The sequence below is a fragment of the Pseudomonas sp. SLFW genome, from assembly GCF_009905615.1.
GTDB classification, from domain to species: domain Bacteria; phylum Pseudomonadota; class Gammaproteobacteria; order Pseudomonadales; family Pseudomonadaceae; genus Aquipseudomonas; species Aquipseudomonas bambusae.
Genome location: NZ_JAAAKW010000009.1, coordinates 215304 through 238725 on the forward strand (window position 1 = coordinate 215304; position 23422 = coordinate 238725).

Below are 23422 nucleotides of genomic sequence, written 5' to 3' on the forward strand. Positions count from 1 at the left end.
CCTTCTCCATGCTCAGGCATAACCTGACCGTCACTTGCGCGCCTCTCTGCGCGCCGATCATGACGCATGTGGAGAAACCTGATGCGTGACGTATTTATCTGCGACGCGATCCGTACCCCGATTGGCCGTTTCGGCGGCGCGTTGGCGACGGTCCGCGCCGACGATCTGGCAGCATTGCCGATCAAAGCCTTGATGGAACGCAACCCCTCTGTGGACTGGAACGCGCTGGACGAGGTTTTCCTCGGTTGCGCCAACCAGGCCGGTGAAGACAACCGCAATGTGGCCCGCATGGCGGCGTTACTGGCGGGCCTGCCGGTTTCGGTGCCTGGCGTCACGTTGAATCGTCTGTGTGCGTCGGGGCTGGATGCAGTGGGTTCGGCGTTTCGGGCTATCGCGTGCGGCGAAATGGAGCTGGCCATTGCAGGCGGCGTTGAGTCCATGTCGCGCGCGCCGTTCGTGATGGGCAAGGCTGAAACAGCGTTCGGTCGCGGGCAGAAGCTTGAAGACACGACCCTCGGCTGGCGCTTCGTCAACCCGCAAATGAAAGATCAGTACGGCGTTGAGACGATGCCGCAGACCGGTGACAACGTCGCGGAGGACTTCAACGTCTCTCGCGAAGATCAGGACGCCTTTGCGCTGCGCAGTCAGCAACGTGCCGCAGCCGCGCAGGCCAGCGGTTTTTTTGCCGAAGAAATCGTGCCGGTACGCATTGCTCACAAAAAGGGCGAAACCGTCGTCGACAAAGACGAACATCCTCGCGCCGACACCAATCTCGACGCGTTGAGCAAACTCAAGCCCGTCAATGGCGCTGGCAAAACCGTCACAGCGGGTAATGCGGCAGGGCTGAACGACGGCGCGGTGGCACTGATTCTCGCCTCGGCCGATGCGGTCAAGAAGCACGGCCTGACACCGCGGGCGCGTGTCCTGGGCATGGCCAGCGCGGGCGTGGAACCTCGCGTGATGGGCATTGGCCCGGTGCCAGCGGTGCGTAAGCTGGTCGAGCGTCTGGGGCTGGCGGTGTCGGATTTCGATGTGATCGAACTCAACGAGGCATTCGCCAGCCAAGGCTTGGCGGTCATGCGTGAGTTGGGCATTGCAGACGACTCACCCAAGGTCAACCCGAACGGCGGCGCCATCTCCCTTGGCCATCCGTTGGGCATGAGCGGGGCGCGTCTGGTGCTGACAGCGTTGCATCAATTGGAAAAAACCGGCGGCAGCAAAGGACTGGCAACGATGTGCGTCGGCGTAGGACAGGGCCTCGCCCTGGCAATAGAACGATAAGCGACACACGCCTGAAACCCATCGCCCGAGCCGTTGTTTGCCTTCACTAAAGGCAAACGACGGCTTGGGCGGTTGTCCTTGTGATGTCTAAGTGTTACTGCTTAAGTCTTAGTGTTTCAGGTTATGTCGTAGAATCCTGCTTTGTGGCTGGTCTTTATAAAAATTGGGGAAACAATAATGACAACGACTCACTACACCGGAGAAGAAAGGAGCAAGCGGATTTTCGCGATCGTGGGTGCCTCTTCGGGCAACCTCGTTGAATGGTTCGACTTCTATGTCTACGCCTTCTGCGCGATCTACTTCGCACCGGCTTTCTTCCCGTCCGACGATCCCACCGTGCAACTGTTGAACACTGCTGGCGTATTTGCCGCAGGCTTCCTGATGCGTCCTATCGGGGGCTGGCTGTTTGGCCGAGTCGCCGATAAACACGGCCGCAAAAACTCGATGATGATTTCCGTACTGATGATGTGCGGTGGCTCGCTGGTCATCGCCTGCCTGCCGACGTATGCCGCCATTGGTGCCTGGGCGCCGTTCCTGCTGCTGGTCGCACGCCTGTTTCAGGGCCTGTCGGTGGGTGGCGAATACGGCACCACGGCGACCTACATGAGTGAAGTCGCGTTGCGGGGGCAACGGGGTTTCTTCGGCTCGTTCCAGTACGTGACCCTGATTGGCGGTCAACTGCTGGCGGTGCTGACTGTGGTCATCCTGCAGCAATTCCTCAATGCCGATGAGCTGAAAGCCTACGGCTGGCGGATTCCGTTCGTGGTCGGCGCCATCGCTGCCGTGATCTCGCTGCTGCTGCGTCGTTCGTTGAAAGAAACCACGACCGCTGAAGTGCGTCAGGACAAGGACGCTGGCAGCATGAGCGCGCTGTTCCGCAACCACACCCGCGCTTTCATTACCGTGCTGGGCTACACCGCTGGCGGCTCGCTGATTTTCTACACCTTCACCACGTACATGCAGAAATACCTGGTGAACACGATGCACATGGACGCCAAGACGGCCAGTTACATCATGACGTGCGCGCTGTTCTTCTACATGTGCATGCAACCGCTGTTCGGCATGCTGGCCGATAAGATCGGTCGTCGCGCATCGATGATGTGGTTCGGTGCACTCGGCACGATCTGCACCGTACCGATTCTGATGACCCTGAAGACAACCACCAGCCCGGTCGTGGCCTTCGTGCTGATCACCCTCGCGCTGGCCATCGTTAGCTTCTACACCTCGATCAGCGGCCTGGTGAAAGCCGAGATGTTCCCGGTCCACGTTCGCGCCTTGGGCGTGGGTCTGGCCTACGCGGTGGCCAACGCCATCTTCGGTGGTTCGGCTGAGTTCGTGGCGCTGAGCTTCAAGAACATGGGCTCGGAGAACATCTTCTATTGGTACGTGACGGGGATGATGGCAATTGCCTTCCTGTTCAGTCTGCGTCTGCCTAAAAAGCCAGATTACCTCCACGAAGACCATTGATCGGATTTCGCGCGCCTCTCAGCGGGCGCGCGTTGTCCATACTCTTTCAACGACTTTCTCGCGAAGTGCTCGATTAAGGAGCTGTCATGGCAGTGGTACAACTTCAAAGCGGTCAGGTGCATTACGAGATCGAGGGACCCGCGGGTGCGCCGGTCCTTGTCCTGTCCAATTCGCTGGGGACTGACCTGCATATGTGGGATGCGCAGGTCGCTTCCTTCAGCAAATCGTTTCGGGTTCTGCGTTACGACACGCGAGGCCATGGTCAGTCCGTGGTGAGCCACGGGCCTTACTCGATCGAGCAATTGGGCCGTGATGTGCTCGACCTGCTCGATGCCTTGAAGATCGAGCGTGCGCATTTCTGTGGCCTGTCGATGGGCGGGCTGATCGGTCAGTGGCTGGGCATTCACGCCAGTGAGCGGTTGCTTAAGCTGGTGCTGTGCAACACGGCGGCAAAGATTGGTGGACCCGAGACGTGGGGGCCCCGTATCGAAACGGTCGAGAAGGGCGGTGAAGCGGCGATGAAAGAGCTGGGCGCTGGCGCGGTAGAGCGTTGGTTTACCCCGGATTTCGCCCGTGATCACGCGGATAAGGTGACGGCAGTGACAAACGTGCTGGCGGCGACGTCGCCAGTCGGGTATGCAGCCTGCTGTGCAGCAGTGCGTGATGCGGATTTTCGCAAGCAGTTGGGATCGATCACGGTCGATACGCTGATCATCTGCGGCAGCCATGACCCGGTGACAACGGTCGCTGACGGGCATTTTCTGCAGAACCATATTCCCGGTTCGCAACTGTCGGATTACTACGCGGCGCATCTTTCCAGCATTGAGCTCGGCCAGACGTTTACGTTACGAGTGACCGAGTTTTTGCTGAGCTGACCGAGAGCGGCGTTTGACACCCCGATGCCTGATACGATTCCTGTAGGAGCCGGTTTGCTGGCGAAGGCGGTGAATCGGCGCCCCATCAATCGCCTGACAGGCATAAAAAAACCCACCGGACGATAGCCGTACGGTGGGTTTTTTATTGAGCGTTGAATCAGAACATCCGCATTTCCGGCACGTCGCCCGAGGTCGGCTGTTTCTGACCGGTCGGGGTCTGTTCGTACCAGCCGCCACCCAACGCGCGGTACAGGTTGACCTCGCTGCTGAGCTGGGACAGACGGTCGGTGATCAACGATTGCTGCGCGCTGAACAACTGACGCTGAGCGTCGAGGAAGGTCAGGTTGCTGTCGATCCCGATGCGATAACGACGCTCTGCCAGACGGTAGTAGTCCTGGTTGGCGTTGACGAAATCGTTCTGCGCCTTCAGCTGATCGGTGAAGGTCTTGCGTGCCGCCAAACCATCGGAGACTTCCTGAAAGCCTGTCTGAATCGCCTTCTCGTAGTTGGCGACGCCGATGTCCTTCTGAATCTTCGAGTAGTCCAGGCTTGCCCGCAGGCTGCCGGCGTTGAAGATCGGCAGGTTGATCTGCGGCTGGAACAGCCAAGTGCCTGAGCCGCCCTTGAATAGGCCGCTCAGATCACCACTCGCAGTCCCGGCACTGGCCGTCAGGCTGATGCTCGGGAAGAACGCCGCGCGTGCGGCACCGATGTTGGCGTTGGCCGCTTTCAGTTGGTGTTCTGCCTGGAGAATGTCCGGGCGGCGTTGCAGCAGCTCAGATGGCAGACCGGCTGGCATCTCGTTGAGCATGTCAGCGCTCAACGGTTGCGATGCAGGCAGGTTGGCTGGCAGACCGGTGCCCAGCAGCAGAACGAGGTTGTTCTCGTCCTGCGCGACCAGACGCTGATACTGCGCCAATTTCACGCGAGCGCTTTCCACCGAGGTCCGCGACTGCGCCAGGTCCAGCGCCGATGCGACACCGACTTCGTTGCTGCGCGAGGTCAGGCGGAAGCTTTCTTCGAAGGCACCGAGGGTGTCCTGGGTCAGCTTCAGCAGCTCCTTGTCGGCCTGCCAGGTCAGATACGCGTTGGCGACGTTGGCCACCAGACTGATTTGTGTGCTGCGACGGGCCTCTTCGCTGGCGAAGTAGGTTTCCAGCGCTTGCTCGCTCAGGCTGCGAACACGGCCGAACAGATCGAGTTCATAGGCACTGACGCCCAGGCCCACCGAATACTGGCTGGTGATCCCTGCCTGACCACTTTGCGACAGGTCGCCGGGCACACGCTGGCGGGTGCCAGAGGCGTCGGCGGCTACGGCCGGGAACAGATCCGCACGCTGGATGCGGTACTGCGCCCGGTAGGCGTCGATGTTCAACGCCGCGACACGCAGGTCGCGGTTGTTGCTCAGCGACGTCTGGATCAGCTGTTGCAGCGCCGGATCGTGGAAGAACTGGCGCCAGCCCTGTTCGGCGGCCGCCTGGTTGGCCGCGTCGGCCGGCGAATACGCCGGGCCTTGCGGATACTGGGCGGCCACCGGTGCTGCAGGCTGCTTGTAATCGGGGATCAACGAGCAGCCGCTCAGCACGAACGCGGTGACTGCCAGAGAGATCAGGGACTTGCTCATTGGCCAGCCTCATCGTGTGGGATGTGTTTCTGTTTACTCTTGAACAAACCGGATACCGATACGAAGAACAGCGGTACCCAGAAGATCGCCAGAATGGTGGCGGTAATCATACCGCCAATCACGCCTGTACCGATCGAGTGCTGGCTGCCCGAGCCCGCGCCGGTAGAGATCGTCAGCGGCACGACGCCGAGGATGAACGCCATGGACGTCATCACGATCGGACGCAGACGCATCCGGCAGGCTTCGATCGCTGCATCCGCAAGGGATTTGCCTTGCTCATGCAGTTCCTTGGCGAATTCCACGATGAGGATGGCGTTCTTCGCCGCCAGACCCACCGTGACCAAGAGACCGACCTGGAAGAACACGTCGTTCGACAGACCGCGCAGACTGGTGGCCATCAGCGCACCGATGACACCCAGCGGAACGACGAGCAGAACAGCGATTGGAATCGACCAGCTCTCGTACAGCGCTGCCAGACACAGGAAGACCACGAGGACCGAGATCGCATACAGCGCCGGGGCCTGCGAACCGGAGAGCCGTTCTTCGAACGACAGACCGGTCCAGGAATACCCGATGCCTTGTGGCAGTTGCTGAGCAAGTTTCTCGATTTCCGCCATCGCCTGACCAGTACTGTAGCCAGGCGCCGGTGTACCCAGAATCTCTTCGGCGGGAACACCGTTGTAACGCGACAGTTTTGGCGAACCGAAGACCCACTCGCCACCGGCAAAGGCGTCGAACGGAACCATGGTGCCGCTGGCGTTACGCACGTACCACTTCTTCAAGTCTTCAGGGCTCATCCGGGATTTCGGATTGCCCATGATGTACACCTTTTTCACCCGACCACGGTCGATGAAGTCGTTGACGTAGTTGCCGCCCATCGCCACCGACAGAGTGGTGTTGATGTCGGTTTGCGTCACGCCCAGGGCGCGAGCTTTCTCGTCATCGATGACCAGTTGGTACTGCGGCTCGTCAGTCAGGCCGTTAGGGCGCACGCCTGCGAGAATCTTGCTTTGCGAAGCCAGCCCCAGCAGCTGGTTACGTGCCTGCATGAGCTTGTCATGGCCCAGACCTGCCTGATCCTGCAAATAGAGGTCGAAACCGGTGGCGTTACCCAGCTCCAGTACCGCAGGTGGAACGACGGCAAAGGACATTGCATCGCGGAAGCCGAAGAAGTGCCCTTGAGCGCGCTTGGCCACCTCGAACACGCTGTTGGACGAGTCACGCTCTTCCCACGGCTTGAGCAACACGAACGCCAGACCCGAACTCTGACCACGGCCTGCAAAGTTGAAGCCGTTGACGGAGAACACGGATTTCACGCCCGGGTCGGTCAGCAAGAACTCGCGCATCTTGTCCAGCGTGTTCTGTGTCCGCTCGGCGGTCGAGCCCGGAGGCGTCTGCACCTGAGCGAAGATCACACCTTGGTCTTCTTCCGGCAGGAACGCGGTCGGGATGCGGGTGAACATCCAGATCATGCCCGCGAAGATCGCCAGGTAGACCAGGAACGCCGGGATTTTGTGGCGAATGATGTTACCGACGCCGCGCTCGTAGCTGAGAACGCCACGGTCGAACGTACGGTTGAACCAGCCGAAGAAACCTTTGCGCGGCTGACCGTGTTTGTCGGCGTCGATCGGCTTGAGCAGGGTGGCGCAGAGGGCAGGGGTGAAGACCAGCGCCACCAATACCGAGAGCGCCATCGCAGACACGACGGTAATCGAGAACTGCCGATAGATCACACCTGTGGAACCGCCAAAAAAGGCCATTGGCAGCAGAACCGCCGACAGCACCATGGCGATACCCACAAGGGCGCCCTGGATCTGCTCCATCGATTTGCGCGTAGCGTCCCGAGGCGACATATGCTCCTCGGCCATTACCCGCTCGACGTTTTCCACCACAACGATGGCGTCGTCCACGAGCAAGCCGATGGCCAACACCATGCCGAACATGGTCAGGGTGTTGATGGTGAAACCGGCCGCCGCAAGAATGCCAAAGGTCCCGAGCAATACGACCGGCACCGTCAACGTGGTGATGATGGTGGCGCGGAAGTTTTGCAGGAACAGGTACATCACCAGGAACACAAGGATGATCGCCTCACCCAGCGTGTGGACCACACCGGTAATGGATTCCTTGACCACTGGCGTCGTGTCGTACGGGTAAACCGCTTTCATGCCTGGCGGGAAGAACGGCTCCAGACGGCCGATGGTGTCGCGGATCGCCTTGGACGTGTCCAGCGCGTTGGCGCCGGTGGCGAGCTTGATCGCCAGACCCGATGCAGGTTTACCGTTGAACTGTGCGTCGACGCTGTAGTTCTCGCCGCCCAGACCGATGCTGGCAACGTCTTTCAGGCGAACTTGCGAACCGTCCTGATTGACCTTGAGCAAAATGTTGCCGAATTGCTCAGCGGTCTGCAGGCGCGTCTTGCCGATGATGGTGGCGTTGAGTTGCTGGCCTTTGACGGCTGGCAAACCACCGATCTGACCGGAAGACACCTGAACGTTTTGCGCCGTGATGGCGGTTTTCACGTCAACCGGGGTCAGTTGGTAATTGTTCAGCTTGTCCGGGTCGAGCCAGATGCGCATCGCGTACTGGGCACCGAAGACCTGGAAGTCACCCACGCCCGGTGTACGGGCAATCTGGTCCTGAATGTTGGAAACGATGTAGTTGGACAAGTCTTCCTTGCCCATGCTGCCGTCTTCCGACACCAGACCGATCACCAACAGGAAGTTCTTCACAGCCTTGGTCACGCGCAGCCCCTGTTGTTGCACTTCTTGGGGCAACAGCGGGGTGGCGAGGTTGAGCTTGTTCTGAACCTGAACCTGCGCGATGTCGGGGTTGGTGCCTTGGTTGAAGGTCACCGTGATGGTCATGCTGCCATCTGAGTTACTTTCCGACGAGATATAGCGCAGGTTGTCGATGCCGTTCATCTGCTGTTCGATAACTTGAACCACGGTGTCCTGCACGGTTTGTGCGGACGCGCCTGGGTAGGTCACCTGAATCGCAATGGCCGGTGGCGCAATGGCCGGGTACTGGTTGATCGGCAAGTTGAGGATCGATAAAGCCCCGACCAGCATGATCACGAGGGCAATTACCCACGCGAAAATCGGTCGGTCGATGAAAAACTTCGACATGAATCATTTACTCCCTTGAGCGGGAGCCGGGGCGGCAGCTGGCTTGACGTTGGTCGCGTCCGCTACGGTGACTTGGGCGCCCGGCTTGACGTACTGCAGGCCTTCGGTGATGACGCGATCGCCAGGGCTCAGGCCCTTATCGACCACCCAGTCGGCGCCGCTGGTGCGGCTGGCCACAAGGGTGCGAAGTTCGACCTTGTTGTCCTGATTCACGATCAGTGCGGTCGGCGTGCCTTTCAGGTCGCGAGTGATGCCTTGTTGCGGCACCAGAATCGCCTGCTCATTCACACCGGATTGCAGACGTGCATGCACGAACATACCAGGCAGCAGGGTGTGATTCGGGTTCGGGAACACGGCGCGCAGGGTCACGGAACCCGTGGTCTGGTCGACCGACACTTCGGAGAATTCCAGCTTGCCGTCAGCCGGGTACTGGCTGTTGTCTTCCAGGGTCAGCTTGACCTTGGCGGCGTTGTCACCGGCTTTCTGCAGCTTGCCGCTTTCCAGTTCGCGACGCAGGCGCAGCATCTCGGACGAAGACTGAATGACGTCTACGTAGATCGGATCGAGCTGTTGAATGGTCGCCATCGCGTCGGCCTGGCCGTTGCTGACCAGTGCGCCTTCCGTCACCAGCGAACGGCCGATACGGCCAGAAATCGGCGCGTACACTTTCGTGTAGCGCAGGTTGATTTCGGCGGTCTGCACAGCGGCTTGCGCTTCGCGCGCATTGCCCACGGCAGTGTCGTATTCCTGACGGCTGACGGCTTGCTCGTTGATCAACTGTTTATAGCGGCCTGCCAGAGAGCTGGTGGCGTCATAGGTCGCCTTCGCGCTGTTCAGGTTGGCTTCGTACACCGCAGGGTCGATTTGATACAGCTGCTGACCGGCTTTGACGTCTGTGCCTTCAGTGAACTGCCGCTTGAGAATGATGCCGTTGACCTGAGGACGGACTTCAGCCACGCGATAGGCGGTGGTGCGTCCGGGCAAGTCGGAAACCAGCGTGTAAGGCTGGGCTTGAATGGTCACTACGCCGACCTGAGGAGGCGGTGGTGCAGCCGCAGCCGCTTCTTCCTTTTTACTACATCCGCTGAGCAGCGATGCCAGGGCGGCGGCAGTGACCAGTACGGTAACAGCTGGCTTGAATTGCATGAAGATCCTCGGGTCAGGAGCCTGGGCTCATGAGAAGTGGAAAGGGCGTATAGAAAGTTTCCGGCTGGATAAGTAGCAAGCTAATGAATATACTTACGTTCACGGTTGTTTGTAAACACCCGTGGCTGCGACTGATAAACGCACCAAGGGGATCGATTGTAGGTCCGGGACGACCGGAAGTGCTGGCGATGCTGCCAAGGCTTTTTTGCCCGAAGATTGCCGGTTTCTTGCGAATCGGTCGCTTTGTTGCCGGATTGAAAAACAATACAGAGGCCGCTCGGCGTGCTGATCAAGGCGCTCCACCGAAGAGGCTGAAGCATTTTCATTGAGGTTTTACTGCCATGGTTCGTCGCACGAAAGAAGAAGCTCAGGAAACGCGCAGGCAGATTCTGGAAGCGGCCGAGCAGGCGTTTTTCGAGCGAGGCGTTGCGCGCACGACCTTGGCGGACATTGCAGCGCTGGCTGGCGTGACTCGCGGGGCGATTTACTGGCACTTCAGCAACAAGGCGGATCTGGTGCAGGCGATGCTCGACAGCCTGCATGAACCGCTGGAGGAAATGGCCCGCGCCAGCGAAAGCGCTGACGAAATGGACCCATTGGGCTGGACGCGAAAGCTTCTGGTTCATTTGTTTCAGCAAGTTGCCAAAGACCCGAAAACCCGCCGCATCAATGAAATTCTGTTTCATAAATTCGAATTCACCGATGAAATGTGTGACATGCGGCGTCAGCGCCAATTCGTCTGGCTCGATGCCAACGAACGTATCGCGCTCGCGCTGAGCAACGCCTCCCGCAAGGGGCAATTGCCCGCCGATCTCAACCCCCGCCGAGGGGCCATCTGTCTGCATGCTTATATCCACGGCATTCTGGGCCAGTGGTTACTGGTGCCGGACAGCTTTCCGCTGTTTCAGGACGCCGAGCGTCTGGTCGATACCGTTCTGGACATGCTCCGCTACAGCCCTGCCTTGCGGGACGCCGTTCCCGCGCTTGCCTCAGGGCAGGACTGAAAGACGCAAACGCCGGAATTCGTGCAGGGCACGCTGGCCGTGGGCTCCGGCCAGTGACTATAACCGTGTGGCGCTTAGCCTGCATCTATACATTTCTTCATGAAGGTTGAACAGGTGGTTTACCCAGCCTTTACGTAAATCCCTGTGCGCATTCAGCTTAACGACAGCCTGATCCGATCCAGCGGACGAATGCTTTCCTATTGCCATCTCCCGACTAAGCTTGCTCGCAAACCAACAAGAACGGGATGCGCACGATGCCAGTCGTTTCTAAACGTAGAACGTGGAAAACACTCCTTTTCGCGGCGTTTGCCTGCATCGGGATGAGTCAGGCCATGGCGGCGAATGATGAGCAGGAAGCGGCGTCTGCCAAAGCTTTGCTGGAGAAGGCCGTGACGCACTATCGGCAAGTCGGCGACAAGGCCTTGGCCGAATTCAGCCGACAGGGCGAATTCGTCAACGGTGAGCGGTACGTCTTCGTGACGGACACCAACGGGGTGATGCTCGCCAGCGGCGGTCCTTCCGTGGTGTTGATCGGTCGTGACATTTCTTCAGTGCTGGACCCTGACCTGCAAAAGGGCTTTAAGGAGGTGCTGCAGACGCCCGAGAGCGCGGGCATCCAGCAAGCCGAATACCGCTGGCAGAACTGGCGCGACGGCAAGGTCGAGCGCAAGCGCGTGTATTTCCAGCGGGTCGGCAATCGCATTCTGGCGGTGGGTTATTACCTGCCCCGCGCCGCGCCGGAACAAGCCAGGGCGTTACTGGACAAGGCCTCCAAGGCGTTGGAGCAGGACCAGGACGGGACTGTTCAGGCCATCAACAGCCTCAAGGGCGGGTTCTTGCAGGATGATCTTTACGTCTTCGTGGTGAATGTAGACACCAAGCGCTACGTCGCCCATGGCACCAACCTGCGGCTGGTCAATACCGATTTCAGCAAGATCAAAGATCCAGAAGGTAAACCCGTCGGGCGGCCGATGCTGGAGATGCTCAAGAAGCAGCCCGAGGGCGAGTACGAATACCGCTGGCGCAACCCGGTGACCGGGAAGATCGAGCACAAGCACGCGTACACGCGCAAAGTGGGGGATTTTCTGGTGGCGGTGGGGTATTACAGCGGTTGAGTGAGTCGCGAAACCCACAGGGTTTGTGGCGTGTTGGCGATCGCGCCTCACCGATCCTTATCTTCGCGCCCGCGCAGCAGGTTGTTCGGCATTGCCAGCGCGGCAGCGAGTCCCAGGACCGACACCCCGGCGCTGGCCATCAACAGGTGCTGGAAAGTCATCGACAATTGCCCACGCAACAGCTCCAGTGCCGGGCCGCTGACCGCGTGCAGGCTGTCCATCAACAGGTTGCCCGAGCCACCTTCTGAGGCCAGTGAACCGCCGTCGATCCCGCCCAGCCCCGAGCCCGTCAACATGGCCAGCAGCAGCGCCGACATGCTGGCCACGCCCACGGCACCGCCGAGAGAGCGGAACAGGTTAGTGGTGCTGGTCGCGACGCCCATGTCTTTCATCTCCACTGAGTTCTGCGTGCCGACCAATGACGTCGGGAATTGCAGACCGCTGGCGATCCCGGTCAGCACCATGAACAGGCCTGTCAAGATCGCCGATTGCGGTGGCGTGAACGCGATGCCGAGAATGGCCAGCGGCATCAGCAAGGCTCCCGCCAGAATCATTGGCTTGTAGCGCCCGGTCAGCGAGGTGCGACGCCCGCCGAAATAAGCGCCCATGGGCATGCCGATGGCCAGCGGCATCAAGTGAAGGGCCGCGCTGTCCGCACCGCCTCCCGTGACGGTCTGAAAGCGCAGTGGCAGCAGCACGATCAGCGAAATCGCCTGAAAACTGGTGAAGAAAATCGTGCACCAGCAGAGCACCGCGCTGCGGTTGGCGAACAGGTGCATCGGCAGCAGCGGCTCACGGGTGCGGCGTTCGTACGTCACGAAAATCACCAGCGCCAGCAACGCCACGCCCAATTGCGCCAGCACCTGCTGATCGCGCCAACTGTGACCTTGGCCGATTTCCGTGATGCCGAGCAACAGCGCGGTCAGGCCGACGATCATCAGGATCGTGCCCAGATAATCAATGACGGGTTTGCGTTGCGGGACCGGCAGCCCCACCAGTGTCTGGCGTGCGACCCACCAGGCGAGAAAACCCAGCGGCAGGTTGATGATGAACACCCAGCGCCATGACAGGTACTCGGTCATGAACCCGCCCAGCACAGGACCGGCGACGCTGGCGGCGGCGTACATGCCGCTGAAGTAACCTTGATAGCGACCCCGCTCGCGTGGGGGCACGATGTCGCCGATGATCGCCTGACTTACCGAAACCATCCCGCCGGCACCAATACCCTGAAGCACCCGCGCCAACACCAGTTGCTCCATGCTTTGTGCCATCGCGCAGAACAGCGAGGCCAGCGTGAACAACCCCAACCCGAACAGCATCACGCGACGACGGCCGTAGAGGTCACCGAGCTTGCCGTAGATGGGCACCGCAACGGTCAACGCGACCATGTAGGCCGAAATGACCCAGGCGAGCAGGTCAAAATCCTTGAATTGGGCAGAGATGGCGGGCATCGAGACCGCCACGATGGTCTGGTCGAGGGCGCTGAGAAACACAGCCATCATCAGCGCGAAGAGAATGCTGCGAATGTCCGGGCGGGTCTGATTGAGGCTGGTCACGGAAAGAGACTCGAACTGGCAGGTTGACCCGCCGAAGGCTCGGCGGGAAAAGTGCGTCCAGTCTAATCCGTTAGCTTGCTAATCGATAGTTGGCTTAATCGATTCACTCAAGCCTGAGATTTGGGAATTCAGCGAAGGGCGCTGAAGCTCGCATCCGTCGGTACGCAATGACCGAAGGTGCAAACCACCGCCATGCGCGGGGATTGCCTCAGTTGTTCGATTCGGTACGCGCCTGCGGCATAAATGCTCAGAACGGTGGCGACAGCGACGACATAAACGCATTGTCTCTTCAGCGTGGTTTTCATGACGCGTACCTCGATCCGGATAAAAATTATTTTTGTCGGACAAGGTGAGTTTAGGCCGCTCTGAGCCGTGCGGTGCACTCAACGGGGATTGTATGTTTTTATCGGGCGCACTTCCGTAGTGGCCATATGATTATGGAACTTTCTATCGCGCCAAGGCCTGGGCCTGAAGCCAATCCAGCAGTTCGCGCATCGGCGGCGTGGGCTCGGTGCGTTTCGGGTAGACAAAAAAGTACGACGCCCCGGTTTTAACCTTGAGATCGAACGGTGTCACGAGCCGCCCGGCACTCAGGTCCTCGCCGATAAGTGACCAGTCGCCCATCGCCACGCCCGAGCCTTGAGACGCGACCGTCATCGCCAGGTCCATCGTATCGAAATGCTGCCCCTTGCTCACGTTGCTCAGGCGCGTGCCAGCTGCTTTCAGCCATTGCCCCCAGTCCTGCTCATCCAGTGTCGGGTGCAGCAGCATGTGCTGTTCCAGATCGGTGAACTGCTTCAAGGGATAGGACCCTTTCAAAAGCGACAGCGCGCAGACCGGCGTGAGTTGTTCGTCGAACAGCGGATGAATGTGCATCGAATCGTCGGGATGCCCACCGTAAACGACCGCCGCATCAAAGCGTTCCCGGCGAAAATCCACGCCGTGGGCAATCGTCGTGGTCAGTTCCACAGGGGCATCGGGCCGTTCCTTTTGCCATTGCATCAGTCGGGGCAGCAGCCAGCGGGTGATACAGGTCGGAGCTTTCAATTGCAGGGGGCGTTGTTCGGTCCCAAGTTCGTCCACCGCCGCTTCGATCAACCCGAACACCTGCTCGATACGGGGCAAGAAAGCTCGGCCCTCCGTCGTCAGACTCAACCCTCGCGCCTCGCGATGAAACAGGCGATGCCCCAAATGGCTCTCCAGCCCGGAAATTTGCCGACTGACGGCACCTTGAGTGATGTGCAGCGCCTCAGCGGCCCGCGTGAAATTGCAGCAACGCGCCGTGATGAGAAAGGTGTGAAGCGCGGGCAGGGGCGGCAAACGTTTCATGAGTCAGTGCAGCCATGATCTGAGAACATGGCTAAGCATGACATTTTTTGCGTTGTCACCGATATGGCCTCACGGTCCAATGGCGCTTCTGTGCGGCCCTCGGCGTAAGCCTTGTGGGCCGCTTCACGACGATGTCCAACAACGAAAAAAGGTCCTGACACATGGCGACGTGCGGCGAGGTATTGGTCAAGTTACTGGAGGGCTACGGGGTCGAGCAGGTGTTCGGCATTCCCGGCGTTCACACCGTGGAGTTGTATCGCGGTCTGGCCAGCTCTTCGATCAACCACGTCACGCCGCGCCACGAGCAGGGCGCCGGGTTCATGGCTGACGGTTATGCACGCACGAGCGGCAAACCCGGCGTCTGCTTCATTATTACGGGCCCCGGCATGACCAACATCACCACGGCGATGGGGCAGGCCTACGCCGATTCGATCCCGATGCTGGTCATTTCCAGCGTTCAGTCCCGCAGCCAGTTGGGCGGTGGCCGTGGCAAGCTGCATGAGTTGCCAGCCCAGGGCGCGTTGGTCGCAGGCGTTGCCGCGTTCTCGCACACCCTGATGTCAGCGTCCGAGCTGCCGTCGGTGCTGGCGCGCGCCTTTGCGCTATTTCAAGCGGGACGACCGCGTCCGGTGCACATCGAAATCCCACTGGACGTGCTGGTGGAGAACGCCGATCACCTGCTTGACAGCCAGCCAGTGTCGATCACCCGCGCGGGTCCGGCGCCCGCCGCGATCAAGCAGATGGCGACTCTGCTGGCCAATGCCAGGCGCCCATTGATTCTGGCCGGTGGCGGTGCCATCGACGGGGCCGCTGCGCTGATTCAACTGGCGGAAACCCTCGACGCGCCGGTGGCCTTGACCATCAATGCCAAAGGCATGCTGCCGTCGAACCACCCGCTGCTGATCGGCTCGACGCAATCCCTCGACCCGACCCGCGAAATCATCGAAGGCGCCGACGTCGTGCTGGCCATCGGCACTGAGCTGGCTGAAACCGACTACGACATCACCTTTCAAGGGCACTTCAAGATCCCTGGCACGTTGCTGCGCATCGACATCGACCCTGACCAGACCGTGCGCAATTTTCCGCCGAAGGTCGCGCTGGTGTCCGACGCGCAGACCGCCGCAGAAGCCTTGGTGGCCGCAATCGCCCAAGAACCGTTGACCGAACGCGCCAGCGATTGGGGCCATAAACGCGCCGCAGCCTTGAAGACCACGCTCGATGCGTCGTGGGACGAGGCGACCCGGGGGCAGACGCTGTTCCTGAATACGGTGCTTGAGGTGCTGCCTGAGGTCGTCATCGTCGGCGACTCCACTCAACCGGTCTACACCGGCAACCTGACCCTGGACCTGGACAAACCGCGCCGCTGGTTCAACTCGTCCACGGGCTACGGCACCCTCGGCTACGCCCTGCCCGCAGCGGTGGGTGCCTGGCTGGGCAGTCAGGACGCTGGCGAGCGCAACCCGGTGGCCTGTCTGATTGGCGACGGCGGTTTGCAGTTCACCCTGTCGGAACTGGCCAGCGCGGTCGAAGCGCGCACGCCGATCATCGTCCTGCTGTGGAATAACCAGGGCTACGAAGAGATCAAGAAATACATGGTCAACCGGGCCATCGAGCCGGTCGGCGTGGACATCTACACCCCCGATTTCATTGGGGTCGCCAAGGCCTTGGGGTGCGCGGCCGAAGCGGTGAACGACGTGGAATCCTTGAAAGCGGCATTGCTCGCGGCGAACGACCGTCAGGGGCCGACCGTCATCGAAATCGACCAGCGCGGCTGGATGAATGGGTTGAAAGCATCGTGAGTGAGGCGACTGTGTTGAATCCGGTTTTGGCAGGTCTGTACATCGATGGCACATGGCGTTCGGGTGGCGAACAACTGACGGTGATCAATCCGTCGAATGAAGAGCGGTTGGCAATCGTCACGGGTGGCGACGCCGATGCCGTGAACCAAGCGGTGCAGGCCGCTCGGGCAGCGTTCGGAGCCTGGTCGAAAACCACCGGCGCGGCGCGGGCGATGATTCTGCGCAAGATCGCCAACGGGGTGACGGCTCGTCGCGAACGATTGATGCAATTGCAATCGAGCAACAACGGCAAACCGGGCTTCGAAGCCGCCATTGATGTGGACGACGTGATCGCCACCTTCAGCTATTACGCCGATCTGGCCGAGGCCTCTGACGGTCAGCAAAACCGTTCGGTCGAGCTGCCCTCCGACGATTTCACAGCACGTTTGCGCCGTGAGCCGTGCGGCGTGGTGGGCTTGATCGTGCCGTGGAATTTCCCGATGGTCACCACCGCGTGGAAACTCGCCCCGGCGCTCGCCGCTGGCTGCTGCGTCGTGCTGAAACCGTCGGAAGTCACCCCACTTGCCGAGCTGGAGCTGGCGCAAATCATCGCTGACGGCGGCCTGCCAACGGGCGTGTTCAACGTGGTCTGCGGCACCGGGCTGTCCGTCGGCGCGCCAATGTCCGCGCATCCCGGCATCGCCAAAGTCTCGTTCACAGGGAGCAATGCAGTGGGCGTTCAGGTGATGCAGCGGGCGGCAGAGACCATCAAGGGCGTCAGTCTGGAGTTGGGCGGCAAATCTTCGTTGCTGGTCATGGCGGACGCGGATCTGGACCTGGCGGTCGAACTGGCCAGCGGAGGCGGTTATTTCAATGCCGGTCAGATGTGTTCGGCCACTAGTCGGGTGTTGGTGGCGCAAGAACTTCTGACGCCGTTTCTGGAACGCATCGTCGCCAAGGCACGGTCGATCAAAGTCGGCGGTCCGCAGGACGACGGCACGGAGATGGGGCCACTGGTGAATCAGGCGCAATACCGGCGGGTGCTCAATCACATCGAGGCGGGCAAAGTGTCAGGGGCTCGTCTGCTGTGCGGCGGCCAGCGTCCCGCCGACCTGACGCGCGGTTATTTCCTGGAGCCTGCGGTGTTCACGGACGTGCCGCTGGACAGCGCGCTGTGGCGCGACGAGATATTCGGCCCTGTGTTGTGCGTACGAGGTTTCAGCTCGGAAGCTGAAGCCATCGCCCTGGCAAACGACAGCGAATTCGGACTGGTCGCCAGCGTGGTCAGTGGCAACAGCGAAACCGCCGACCGCGTGGCTAACGCATTGCACGCCGGTATGGTCTGGATCAACGCGCCGCAGGTGATCTTCCCGCAGACGTCGTGGGGCGGCTACAAGCAGAGCAGTCTGGGGCGCGAATTGGGGCCGTGGGGCATGCAGGCGTTTCAGGAGATCAAACACGTTGTGCGGGCGGTTTGATCACACCGTTTTGCGCAGGCGCGCCAAATCCCGCAACGGGGGCGCGCCAAACAGACGGCTGTACTCGCGGCTGAATTGGGACGGGCTTTCATAGCCCACCCGATAACCCGCCGCCGACGCTTCCAGCCCGTCCGCCAGCATCAGGCGGCGGGCTTCCTGCAGCCTCAATTGCTTTTGATACTGCAACGGGCTCATGGCGGTCACGGCCTTGAAACGGTGGTGCAAGGTCGACACGCTAAGGTTGACTTCCCGCGCCAGCTCCTCGATGCGGAGCGGCTCATGAAAATGGTCGTTCAGCCACGTGATGGCTTGAGAGACGCGATGTGTCTGGCAGTTGGAAATCGCGATTTCGTACAGTCGATAGCCTTCGCTCCCACGCAGCAAGCGGTAAAGAATCTCCCGCGTGATCAGCGGCGCCAGCATCGGGATGTCCTTTGGGGTGTCAAGCAGCCGAATCAGGCGAATCACGGCGTCCAGCAACGATGAATCGATGCGCTCCACGTACATCCCACGACCGCTGGGGCGCGTCGGCACGCTCATAGGGCCTGCCTCGGCGATCAAGGCGTTGATGTCGGCCGGGTCGATGTCCAGACGCATCGCCAGGTGCGGCTCTTCTGGCGTGGCATAAATGACCTTGCCACTGATCGGCAGCGCAACGGAAAGCACCAGATAGTTCAAAGGGTCGTAGGTGAACAGTTCGCCACCGAGGGTCACGTCTTTCCGGCCTTGAGCCATGATGCACAACGCGGGCTGCACCAGCCCCGGTACCGACTGCGTGGGCTGGTCGTGACGCACCATGAACAGCGATTTGATCACCGTCTGAAAGCTGCCATCACGGGGCGCGTGACGACGGATCAGTTCCGCCAACTCGGCACGCTGTTGCTCCATCTGCGTGCTCAATTCAGGCGCAGGTCGGGCTTCAGGCAGGCGGTCCGGCAATCCAGGAATGGCGGCAGTGGGCAGCATGGGAAAGTCCTCTGGCGAAGCGTCGATGCAGCACAGCTTATTTTTGTGCAAGCGCGAGCGTTAGGCGGATTCTGTCGGATGATTGCCTGATTCTGCCGTGGCTTCATCCGTTGTGCGACGAAGGGCCCTGTTCATCGGGGCGAATTGCTTGAAAGTCCGTTCGCAGGCGCGTGTGATTGTGGCCTCCCGGCGCCTCCTTATACGTACATCCGCGCAGAATCAGGCAATAACCGGGCAGTAATTGGCTAACGGCTACTGCGCTGTGCCCACTAATCTTCACTTCCAGCCGCTACGTCTATTCCGATCGCGGCTGTTCCAAAGGAGCACAGACCATGCACAGCACTTCCGTCGTGAGCCATCTTGTATCCCTGCGCGCCAGTGCCGGAAACAGTGCGCAACTGGGCGCACGTCTGAGCGCATTGATCGGCCCCACCTCCCGCACCGCAGGCTGCCTGAGTTTCACCCTGCAACATTCCATGACCGAACCTGACATCTGGGTGCTCAGTGGCACTTGGGTGGACAGGTCGGCGATGAATGACTGGTTTTCGGCGCCGGAGCTGAAAATCTTCTCTGATCTCATGGTTGAACGGTTGGTCCGTAGTCTCGATTTTCAGACCTTCGCCAGCGTGACTGCGGCCCAGGCCCAGGCGGCCTATGTGTCGCCGAGCGTGAGGATGGCGGGGTGATCACCGCTCCCCATTTGCCCTGCGCAGATTCCAATCCAAACGTTTAAAATCCTCGCCTTTCCCTTTTCAAGGCAGGACTTTCCTCCCATGGCACGCAAAGAATTTCAGCATCACGAAGCCGTTTCAGCCGCCGTTCCGGGCGAGGGTGGCTATAGCGCCGCGATTGCGGTGAAGGGATTGGGCGCGGGCGGTGCACCGACGTTTCATCGCGTGTTGGACGAGCAGAAATTCAAGACCGCACTGGCTGCCGATCAAGCCGCTGTCGAAGAACTGGAGCGGCTGATCGACGTGACGTCCGAAGGCGAACTGATGTTCGCGCAGGATTGATCAGGCTTTTGGCCGGTACATCTTGAACAGCGACTCCGGGCCCAGCTGGAAATAATCCGCAGGGCCACCCCCACGCAAGATCGGCTCCCCGGCCAGCGTGTCGTACACACCGTCTTTCAGCAGTCGCTTGGCGATGTGAATCGCCACCACCTCTCCCAGAATCAACCAGCTCGGCACCACTCCCTTGTCGGCCCGCTGCAGCTGGATGATCTGCGTCACTTTGCATTCGAACGCCACCGGCGTCTCTTTCACGCGAGGCACCGAAACAATGCGCGAAGGCTCGGCGGTCAGGTTTGCCAATTCGAATTCGTTGACGTCTGACGCCACCGGCGCGCAGCTCTGATTCATCTGCTCGGCGAGCGGGCGAGTCGCCAGGTTCCAGACGAATTCGCCGGTCTGTTCGATGTTGTTCAGGCTGTCCTTGCGACCGATGCTGCAGAAACCAACGATCGGCGGCACGTAATTGAACGCGTTGAAAAAACTGTAGGGGGCGAGGTTGAGTTTGCCTGCTGCGTCTTGCGACGAGATCCAGCCGATAGGGCGCGGACCGACAATGGCATTGAACGGGTCGTGGCGCAGGCCGTGGCCGTTCGCGGGTTCGTAGAAGTGAATCTCGTCTGACATGGCGAAGTCCTGAGGAGTAATGAGGCCGGGACAGGGTGGCAGCCAGCCCTATGAGTCGAGGCGTCATAGTGCAAGGCATTGAATCGAGACGCCATCCCCAGGCGGGTCGCAGGCAAAAAAAAGCCCGACATCAGTCGGGCTACAAAGGGAGTTCGGGAGGTGGAACGTAAACGTGAATCCGGTATCAGCTGACGCGGTTGGCGCCTACGCGGTCGGCACCATCAGAGGCCAGGCGGTTGGCACCCACGTGGTCCGAACCATCGGCAGCCTGACGGTTATTGCCGACGCGGTCAGCGCCATCAGAGGCGAGGCGGTTGGCACCTACGTGGTCGGAACCGTCGGCAGCCTGGCGGTTATTGCCGACGCGGTCAGCACCGTCAGAAGCGAGACGGTTGGCACCCACGTGGTCGGAACCGTCGGCAGCCTGGCGATTGTTGCCTACGCGGTCAGCACCGTCGGAGGCCAGACGATTTGCGCCGATATGATCAGCACCATCGGACGCTTGGCGATAAGTACCGGTGTGCGACGCATTAGTGTGAGAAGAGCCGCCTTCAGCCACAACAGTACCGCTGACAATTGCGTGTTGATCAGAAGAAACAGGCAGAGCAAATGCGCTCGATGCCAGAATGGAAAGACTAAGGCCAAAAATAAGGTTCGAAGTTTTCATGATGTTGACTCCAGATGTAAGTTCAAATTTTCTTTAACTTGGGTATGGGGTCAATTCTACGCGCGCCTGCATTAAGTAGAAGTTAACAAGCTTGCTAACGACCATCGCCAAAAATGATAGTAGGGCGCAGCGCCCGGTTTTAAAGCGCTCCAGCGGTTTCTGATCCGTGATGGGGCAATTTCTGTCGAAACAGACAGATTTGACTCTTGACTGATATTGGTTTTCGTGAGTCGGTTTTTTCCGTAGGTGGGCTTGCGTTATTCGTCGACATTCACGAGGTTTATGTCTGCAGCACGCGGGCCGCAACAAGAAATGACCTCAGCCGAAGAAGAAGGCCCTGACTGCGCGGGTTTGAGGGAAATTGAGCGAGCTGAAAAAATCAAGCCCGGCGAGAGCCGGGCTAGTAGGGAACTGCCTTTTGATCAGCTCAGGCGATTTGCACCTACGTGATCAGCGCCATCAGCGGCCAGACGATTTGCACCAACATGGTCAGCGCCGTCAGCAGCAACGCGGTTGGCACCAACATGGTCCGCGCCATCGGTCGCAACGCGGTTGGCACCTACACGGTCAGCACCGTCGGAGGCAACGCGGTTGGCACCTACACGGTCAGCACCGTCGGAGGCAACGCGGTTGGCGCCTACGCGGTCAGCACCGTCGGAGGCAACGCGGCCGATGTTAGTGTGAGAAGAACCGTTTTCAGCGACAACAGGTGCGTTCACTTGTTGGTGTGCATCCACAGTTGGAAGTGCAAAAGCGCTTGAAGCCAGAAGAGAGAAAGCGAGGCCGAAGATCAGTTTATTAGTTTTCATGGTAGTTGCTCCAGATCGATTCAATGCAGTGGTAACTCGGTATGGAGCTAACTTTACTCGGCTCAGGATTAATAAAAAGTTAACAGCGTTAGTACCGATCATCGCTGAAATTGATATTGGAAAAAGCCGTTGATGTTTCAGCCACTTAGCTGCCTTGGCAGTGAAAAAAAGGGGCGACCACTCGCGTAGTCGCCCCTGATTTTTCTGCTTGACTGGGCAGATTGCGGACCTCAGCCCGTCAGTCCGTCTCGATCCGCGAGTGTTTGCGGGTGTCTTTCATGAACACGTACACCAGCAGCGAGCAGGCGATACAGGCTGTGACGTACCAGTAGTAACCGGTTTCCATGCCGATGCTCTTGAACCATAGCGCGATGTATTCGGCAGTGCCGCCGAAGATCGACACGGTCAGCGCGTAAGGCAGGCCCACACCCAGCGCCCGGATCTCGGTGGGGAACAGTTCGGCTTTCACCACAGCGTTGATCGAGGTGTAGCCGCTGACAATGATCAGTGCGGCCATGATCAGGAAGAACGCGCCCCACCAGGTCTGAATGGTGTGCAGGGTGCTGAGGATCGGCACGGTGCACAGTGTGCCGAGCACACCGAAGGCGATGAGGATCGGGCGACGGCCTATTTTGTCAGACAGCGCGCCGATCACCGGTTGCAGCACCATGAACAGGAACAGCGTGGCCGCCGAGATGGTGGTCGAATCGGTGATACTCATGCCGACCGTGTTCACCAGGTATTTCTGCATGTAGGTGGTGTAGGTGTAGAAGGCGAGCGTGCCGCCCATGGTCAGGCCGACCACGGTCATCAGCTCTTTCGGATGACGCATCAGCGTGCGCATCAGGCTCTCTTTTGGCGCTTCCTTCTTCTTCTGAGTGAAGGACTCGGTTTCTTCCATGCCGCGACGCAGGAACAGCGCGACCACGGCACACAGCGCGCCGATGGCGAACGGAATACGCCAGCCCCATGCGTTCAACTGCTCGGTGGTGAGGGTCTGTTGCAGCACGATCAGCACGCCCAGCGCGATGAGCTGACCGGAGATCAGCGTCACGTACTGGAAGCTGGAGTAGAAGCCGCGGCTTTTCTTGGTTGCCATCTCGCTGAGATAGGTGGCCGAGGTGCCGTATTCGCCGCCGACCGACAGGCCTTGCAGCAATCGGGCGAGCACCAGAAGGATGGGGGCGCCGACGCCGATGGTTTCATAGCCGGGCGTCAAGGCAATGATCAGCGAGCCGAAGCACATCAGCAGCACCGAGGCCATCAGCGCTGCTTTGCGGCCTTTGCGGTCTGCGTAGAGGCCCATCAGCCAGCCGCCGATCGGTCGCATCAAGAAGCCGACGGCGAAGATCGCAGCCGTGTTGAGCAATTGCGCGGTGGTGTCGCCCTTGGGGAAGAAGACTTTGGCGAAATAAAGGGAAAAAGCAGCGTAGACGTACCAGTCATACCACTCGACCATGTTGCCGACCGAACCGCTGAAAATGGATTTCAGGCGACTTCCGGTGGTTTTTTCGGCAGCAGGTGCGGCGGTGGCGCCGTTTGAGGCAGTGTTGGGGATAGCCATG

20 protein-coding genes are annotated in these 23422 nt (G+C 59.9%); 9 read left to right on the forward strand and 11 right to left on the reverse strand.

What is annotated here, in order from left to right:
- Window positions 1-78 precede the first annotated feature (78 nt).
- From pcaF to pcaD, 3 genes are all read left to right on the forward strand, one after another.
- Window positions 79-1281: a 3-oxoadipyl-CoA thiolase gene (gene pcaF, locus GVN17_RS17770; protein WP_178115743.1), complete on the forward strand. Its 1203-nt coding sequence runs from the start codon at window positions 79-81 to the stop codon at window positions 1279-1281.
- Window positions 1282-1458: 177 nt separating this feature from the next.
- The gene (locus GVN17_RS17775) at window positions 1459-2748 is read left to right on the forward strand and encodes an MFS family transporter (protein WP_166596559.1); all 1290 of its coding nucleotides are present in this window, start codon (window positions 1459-1461) and stop codon (window positions 2746-2748) included.
- Between the two features lie 86 nt (window positions 2749-2834).
- The gene (gene pcaD / locus GVN17_RS17780; RefSeq protein WP_166596560.1) at window positions 2835-3623 is read left to right on the forward strand and encodes a 3-oxoadipate enol-lactonase; all 789 of its coding nucleotides are present in this window, start codon (window positions 2835-2837) and stop codon (window positions 3621-3623) included.
- Between the two features lie 157 nt (window positions 3624-3780).
- On the opposite strand, the gene GVN17_RS17785 is transcribed toward pcaD, so the two are convergent.
- Genes GVN17_RS17785 through GVN17_RS17795 form a run of 3 tightly spaced genes read right to left on the reverse strand, consistent with a single transcriptional unit; the run spans window position 3781 to window position 9518 of the window.
- The gene (locus tag GVN17_RS17785; protein WP_166596561.1) at window positions 3781-5247 is read right to left on the reverse strand and encodes an AdeC/AdeK/OprM family multidrug efflux complex outer membrane factor; all 1467 of its coding nucleotides are present in this window, start codon (window positions 5245-5247) and stop codon (window positions 3781-3783) included.
- Window positions 5244-8372: an efflux RND transporter permease subunit gene (locus tag GVN17_RS17790; RefSeq protein WP_166596562.1), complete on the reverse strand. Its 3129-nt coding sequence runs from the start codon at window positions 8370-8372 to the stop codon at window positions 5244-5246. Before GVN17_RS17790 ends, GVN17_RS17785 begins: the two co-directional genes overlap by 4 nt.
- Before the next feature lie 3 nt (window positions 8373-8375).
- Entirely contained in the window at window positions 8376-9518 is a 1143-nt protein-coding gene (locus tag GVN17_RS17795) for an efflux RND transporter periplasmic adaptor subunit (protein WP_166596563.1), read from the reverse strand.
- Window positions 9519-9859: 341 nt separating this feature from the next.
- Between GVN17_RS17795 and GVN17_RS17800 the strand changes: the two genes are divergently transcribed.
- Both GVN17_RS17800 and GVN17_RS17805 read left to right on the forward strand, forming a co-directional pair.
- The gene (locus tag GVN17_RS17800) at window positions 9860-10522 is read left to right on the forward strand and encodes a TetR family transcriptional regulator (RefSeq protein ID WP_166596564.1); all 663 of its coding nucleotides are present in this window, start codon (window positions 9860-9862) and stop codon (window positions 10520-10522) included.
- 254 nt (window positions 10523-10776) lie between these two features.
- Complete coding sequence (locus GVN17_RS17805; protein WP_166596565.1) at window positions 10777-11637, forward strand: cache domain-containing protein; 861 nt, start codon at window positions 10777-10779, stop codon at window positions 11635-11637.
- A 47-nt stretch (window positions 11638-11684) separates the two neighbouring features.
- On the opposite strand, the gene GVN17_RS17810 is transcribed toward GVN17_RS17805, so the two are convergent.
- The 3 genes from GVN17_RS17810 to GVN17_RS17820 all read right to left on the reverse strand — a co-directional run bounded on the left by GVN17_RS17810 (window position 11685) and on the right by GVN17_RS17820 (window position 14522).
- Complete coding sequence (locus tag GVN17_RS17810; RefSeq protein WP_166596566.1) at window positions 11685-13193, reverse strand: MDR family MFS transporter; 1509 nt, start codon at window positions 13191-13193, stop codon at window positions 11685-11687.
- 128 nt (window positions 13194-13321) lie between these two features.
- A complete protein-coding gene (locus GVN17_RS17815) occupies window positions 13322-13498 on the reverse strand; it encodes a hypothetical protein (protein ID WP_166596567.1) in 177 nt (58 codons plus the stop codon).
- 142 nt (window positions 13499-13640) lie between these two features.
- Window positions 13641-14522, reverse strand: a complete 882-nt coding sequence (locus GVN17_RS17820; protein ID WP_166596568.1) for a LysR substrate-binding domain-containing protein — start codon at window positions 14520-14522, stop codon at window positions 13641-13643.
- Between the two features lie 161 nt (window positions 14523-14683).
- On the opposite strand from GVN17_RS17820, the gene GVN17_RS17825 reads away from it, so the two are divergent.
- Window positions 14684-16321, forward strand: coding sequence for a 5-guanidino-2-oxopentanoate decarboxylase (locus GVN17_RS17825; RefSeq protein WP_166596569.1), 1638 nt, complete (start codon window positions 14684-14686; stop codon window positions 16319-16321).
- Window positions 16322-16335: 14 nt separating this feature from the next.
- Window positions 16336-17778 carry an aldehyde dehydrogenase family protein gene (locus GVN17_RS17830; protein ID WP_166596596.1) on the forward strand — a complete coding sequence of 481 codons (1443 nt, stop codon included), beginning with the start codon at window positions 16336-16338 and terminating at the stop codon, window positions 17776-17778.
- On the opposite strand, the gene GVN17_RS17835 is transcribed toward GVN17_RS17830, so the two are convergent.
- The gene (locus GVN17_RS17835; RefSeq protein WP_256665299.1) at window positions 17779-18666 is read right to left on the reverse strand and encodes an AraC family transcriptional regulator; all 888 of its coding nucleotides are present in this window, start codon (window positions 18664-18666) and stop codon (window positions 17779-17781) included.
- A gap of 410 nt (window positions 18667-19076) precedes the next feature.
- On the opposite strand from GVN17_RS17835, the gene GVN17_RS17840 reads away from it, so the two are divergent.
- Both GVN17_RS17840 and GVN17_RS17845 read left to right on the forward strand, forming a co-directional pair.
- Entirely contained in the window at window positions 19077-19430 is a 354-nt protein-coding gene (locus GVN17_RS17840) for an antibiotic biosynthesis monooxygenase family protein (protein ID WP_166596571.1), read from the forward strand.
- A gap of 87 nt (window positions 19431-19517) precedes the next feature.
- Entirely contained in the window at window positions 19518-19757 is a 240-nt protein-coding gene (locus tag GVN17_RS17845) for a hypothetical protein (RefSeq protein ID WP_166596572.1), read from the forward strand.
- Here the strand turns inward: GVN17_RS17845 and GVN17_RS17850 are convergent, their stop codons facing one another.
- From GVN17_RS17850 to GVN17_RS17865, 4 genes are all read right to left on the reverse strand, one after another.
- Entirely contained in the window at window positions 19758-20381 is a 624-nt protein-coding gene (locus tag GVN17_RS17850; RefSeq protein WP_166596573.1) for a flavin reductase family protein, read from the reverse strand.
- A 184-nt stretch (window positions 20382-20565) separates the two neighbouring features.
- Window positions 20566-21048: a hypothetical protein gene (locus GVN17_RS17855; RefSeq protein WP_166596574.1), complete on the reverse strand. Its 483-nt coding sequence runs from the start codon at window positions 21046-21048 to the stop codon at window positions 20566-20568.
- Between the two features lie 422 nt (window positions 21049-21470).
- Window positions 21471-21857, reverse strand: coding sequence for a hypothetical protein (locus GVN17_RS17860; protein WP_166596575.1), 387 nt, complete (start codon window positions 21855-21857; stop codon window positions 21471-21473).
- A gap of 238 nt (window positions 21858-22095) precedes the next feature.
- On the reverse strand, window positions 22096-23421 hold the full coding sequence (locus GVN17_RS17865) for an MFS transporter (protein WP_166596576.1): 1326 nt from the start codon (window positions 23419-23421) through the stop codon (window positions 22096-22098).
- Window position 23422 lies beyond the last annotated feature (1 nt).

Excerpts from the sequence above, each read along its gene's own strand:
- GVN17_RS17800 (WP_166596564.1), top strand. The coding sequence starts at position 9,860 with ATGGTTCGTCGCACGAAAGAAGAAGCTCAGGAAACGCGCAGGCAGATT.
- GVN17_RS17785 (WP_166596561.1), bottom strand. The coding sequence starts at position 5,247 with ATGAGCAAGTCCCTGATCTCTCTGGCAGTCACCGCGTTCGTGCTGAGC.
- GVN17_RS17820 (WP_166596568.1), bottom strand. The coding sequence starts at position 14,522 with ATGAAACGTTTGCCGCCCCTGCCCGCGCTTCACACCTTTCTCATCACG.
- GVN17_RS17860 (WP_166596575.1), bottom strand. The coding sequence starts at position 21,857 with ATGAAAACTAATAAACTGATCTTCGGCCTCGCTTTCTCTCTTCTGGCT.
- GVN17_RS17775 (WP_166596559.1), top strand. The coding sequence starts at position 1,459 with ATGACAACGACTCACTACACCGGAGAAGAAAGGAGCAAGCGGATTTTC.
- GVN17_RS17815 (WP_166596567.1), bottom strand. The coding sequence starts at position 13,498 with ATGAAAACCACGCTGAAGAGACAATGCGTTTATGTCGTCGCTGTCGCC.
- GVN17_RS17795 (WP_166596563.1), bottom strand. The coding sequence starts at position 9,518 with ATGCAATTCAAGCCAGCTGTTACCGTACTGGTCACTGCCGCCGCCCTG.
- GVN17_RS17790 (WP_166596562.1), bottom strand. The coding sequence starts at position 8,372 with ATGTCGAAGTTTTTCATCGACCGACCGATTTTCGCGTGGGTAATTGCC.
- GVN17_RS17805 (WP_166596565.1), top strand. The coding sequence starts at position 10,777 with ATGCCAGTCGTTTCTAAACGTAGAACGTGGAAAACACTCCTTTTCGCG.
- GVN17_RS17840 (WP_166596571.1), top strand. The coding sequence starts at position 19,077 with ATGCACAGCACTTCCGTCGTGAGCCATCTTGTATCCCTGCGCGCCAGT.
- GVN17_RS17865 (WP_166596576.1), bottom strand. The coding sequence starts at position 23,421 with ATGGCTATCCCCAACACTGCCTCAAACGGCGCCACCGCCGCACCTGCT.
- GVN17_RS17850 (WP_166596573.1), bottom strand. The coding sequence starts at position 20,381 with ATGTCAGACGAGATTCACTTCTACGAACCCGCGAACGGCCACGGCCTG.
- GVN17_RS17855 (WP_166596574.1), bottom strand. The coding sequence starts at position 21,048 with ATGAAAACTTCGAACCTTATTTTTGGCCTTAGTCTTTCCATTCTGGCA.
- GVN17_RS17835 (WP_256665299.1), bottom strand. The coding sequence starts at position 18,666 with ATGGAGCAACAGCGTGCCGAGTTGGCGGAACTGATCCGTCGTCACGCG.
- GVN17_RS17825 (WP_166596569.1), top strand. The coding sequence starts at position 14,684 with ATGGCGACGTGCGGCGAGGTATTGGTCAAGTTACTGGAGGGCTACGGG.
- pcaD (WP_166596560.1), top strand. The coding sequence starts at position 2,835 with ATGGCAGTGGTACAACTTCAAAGCGGTCAGGTGCATTACGAGATCGAG.
- GVN17_RS17845 (WP_166596572.1), top strand. The coding sequence starts at position 19,518 with ATGGCACGCAAAGAATTTCAGCATCACGAAGCCGTTTCAGCCGCCGTT.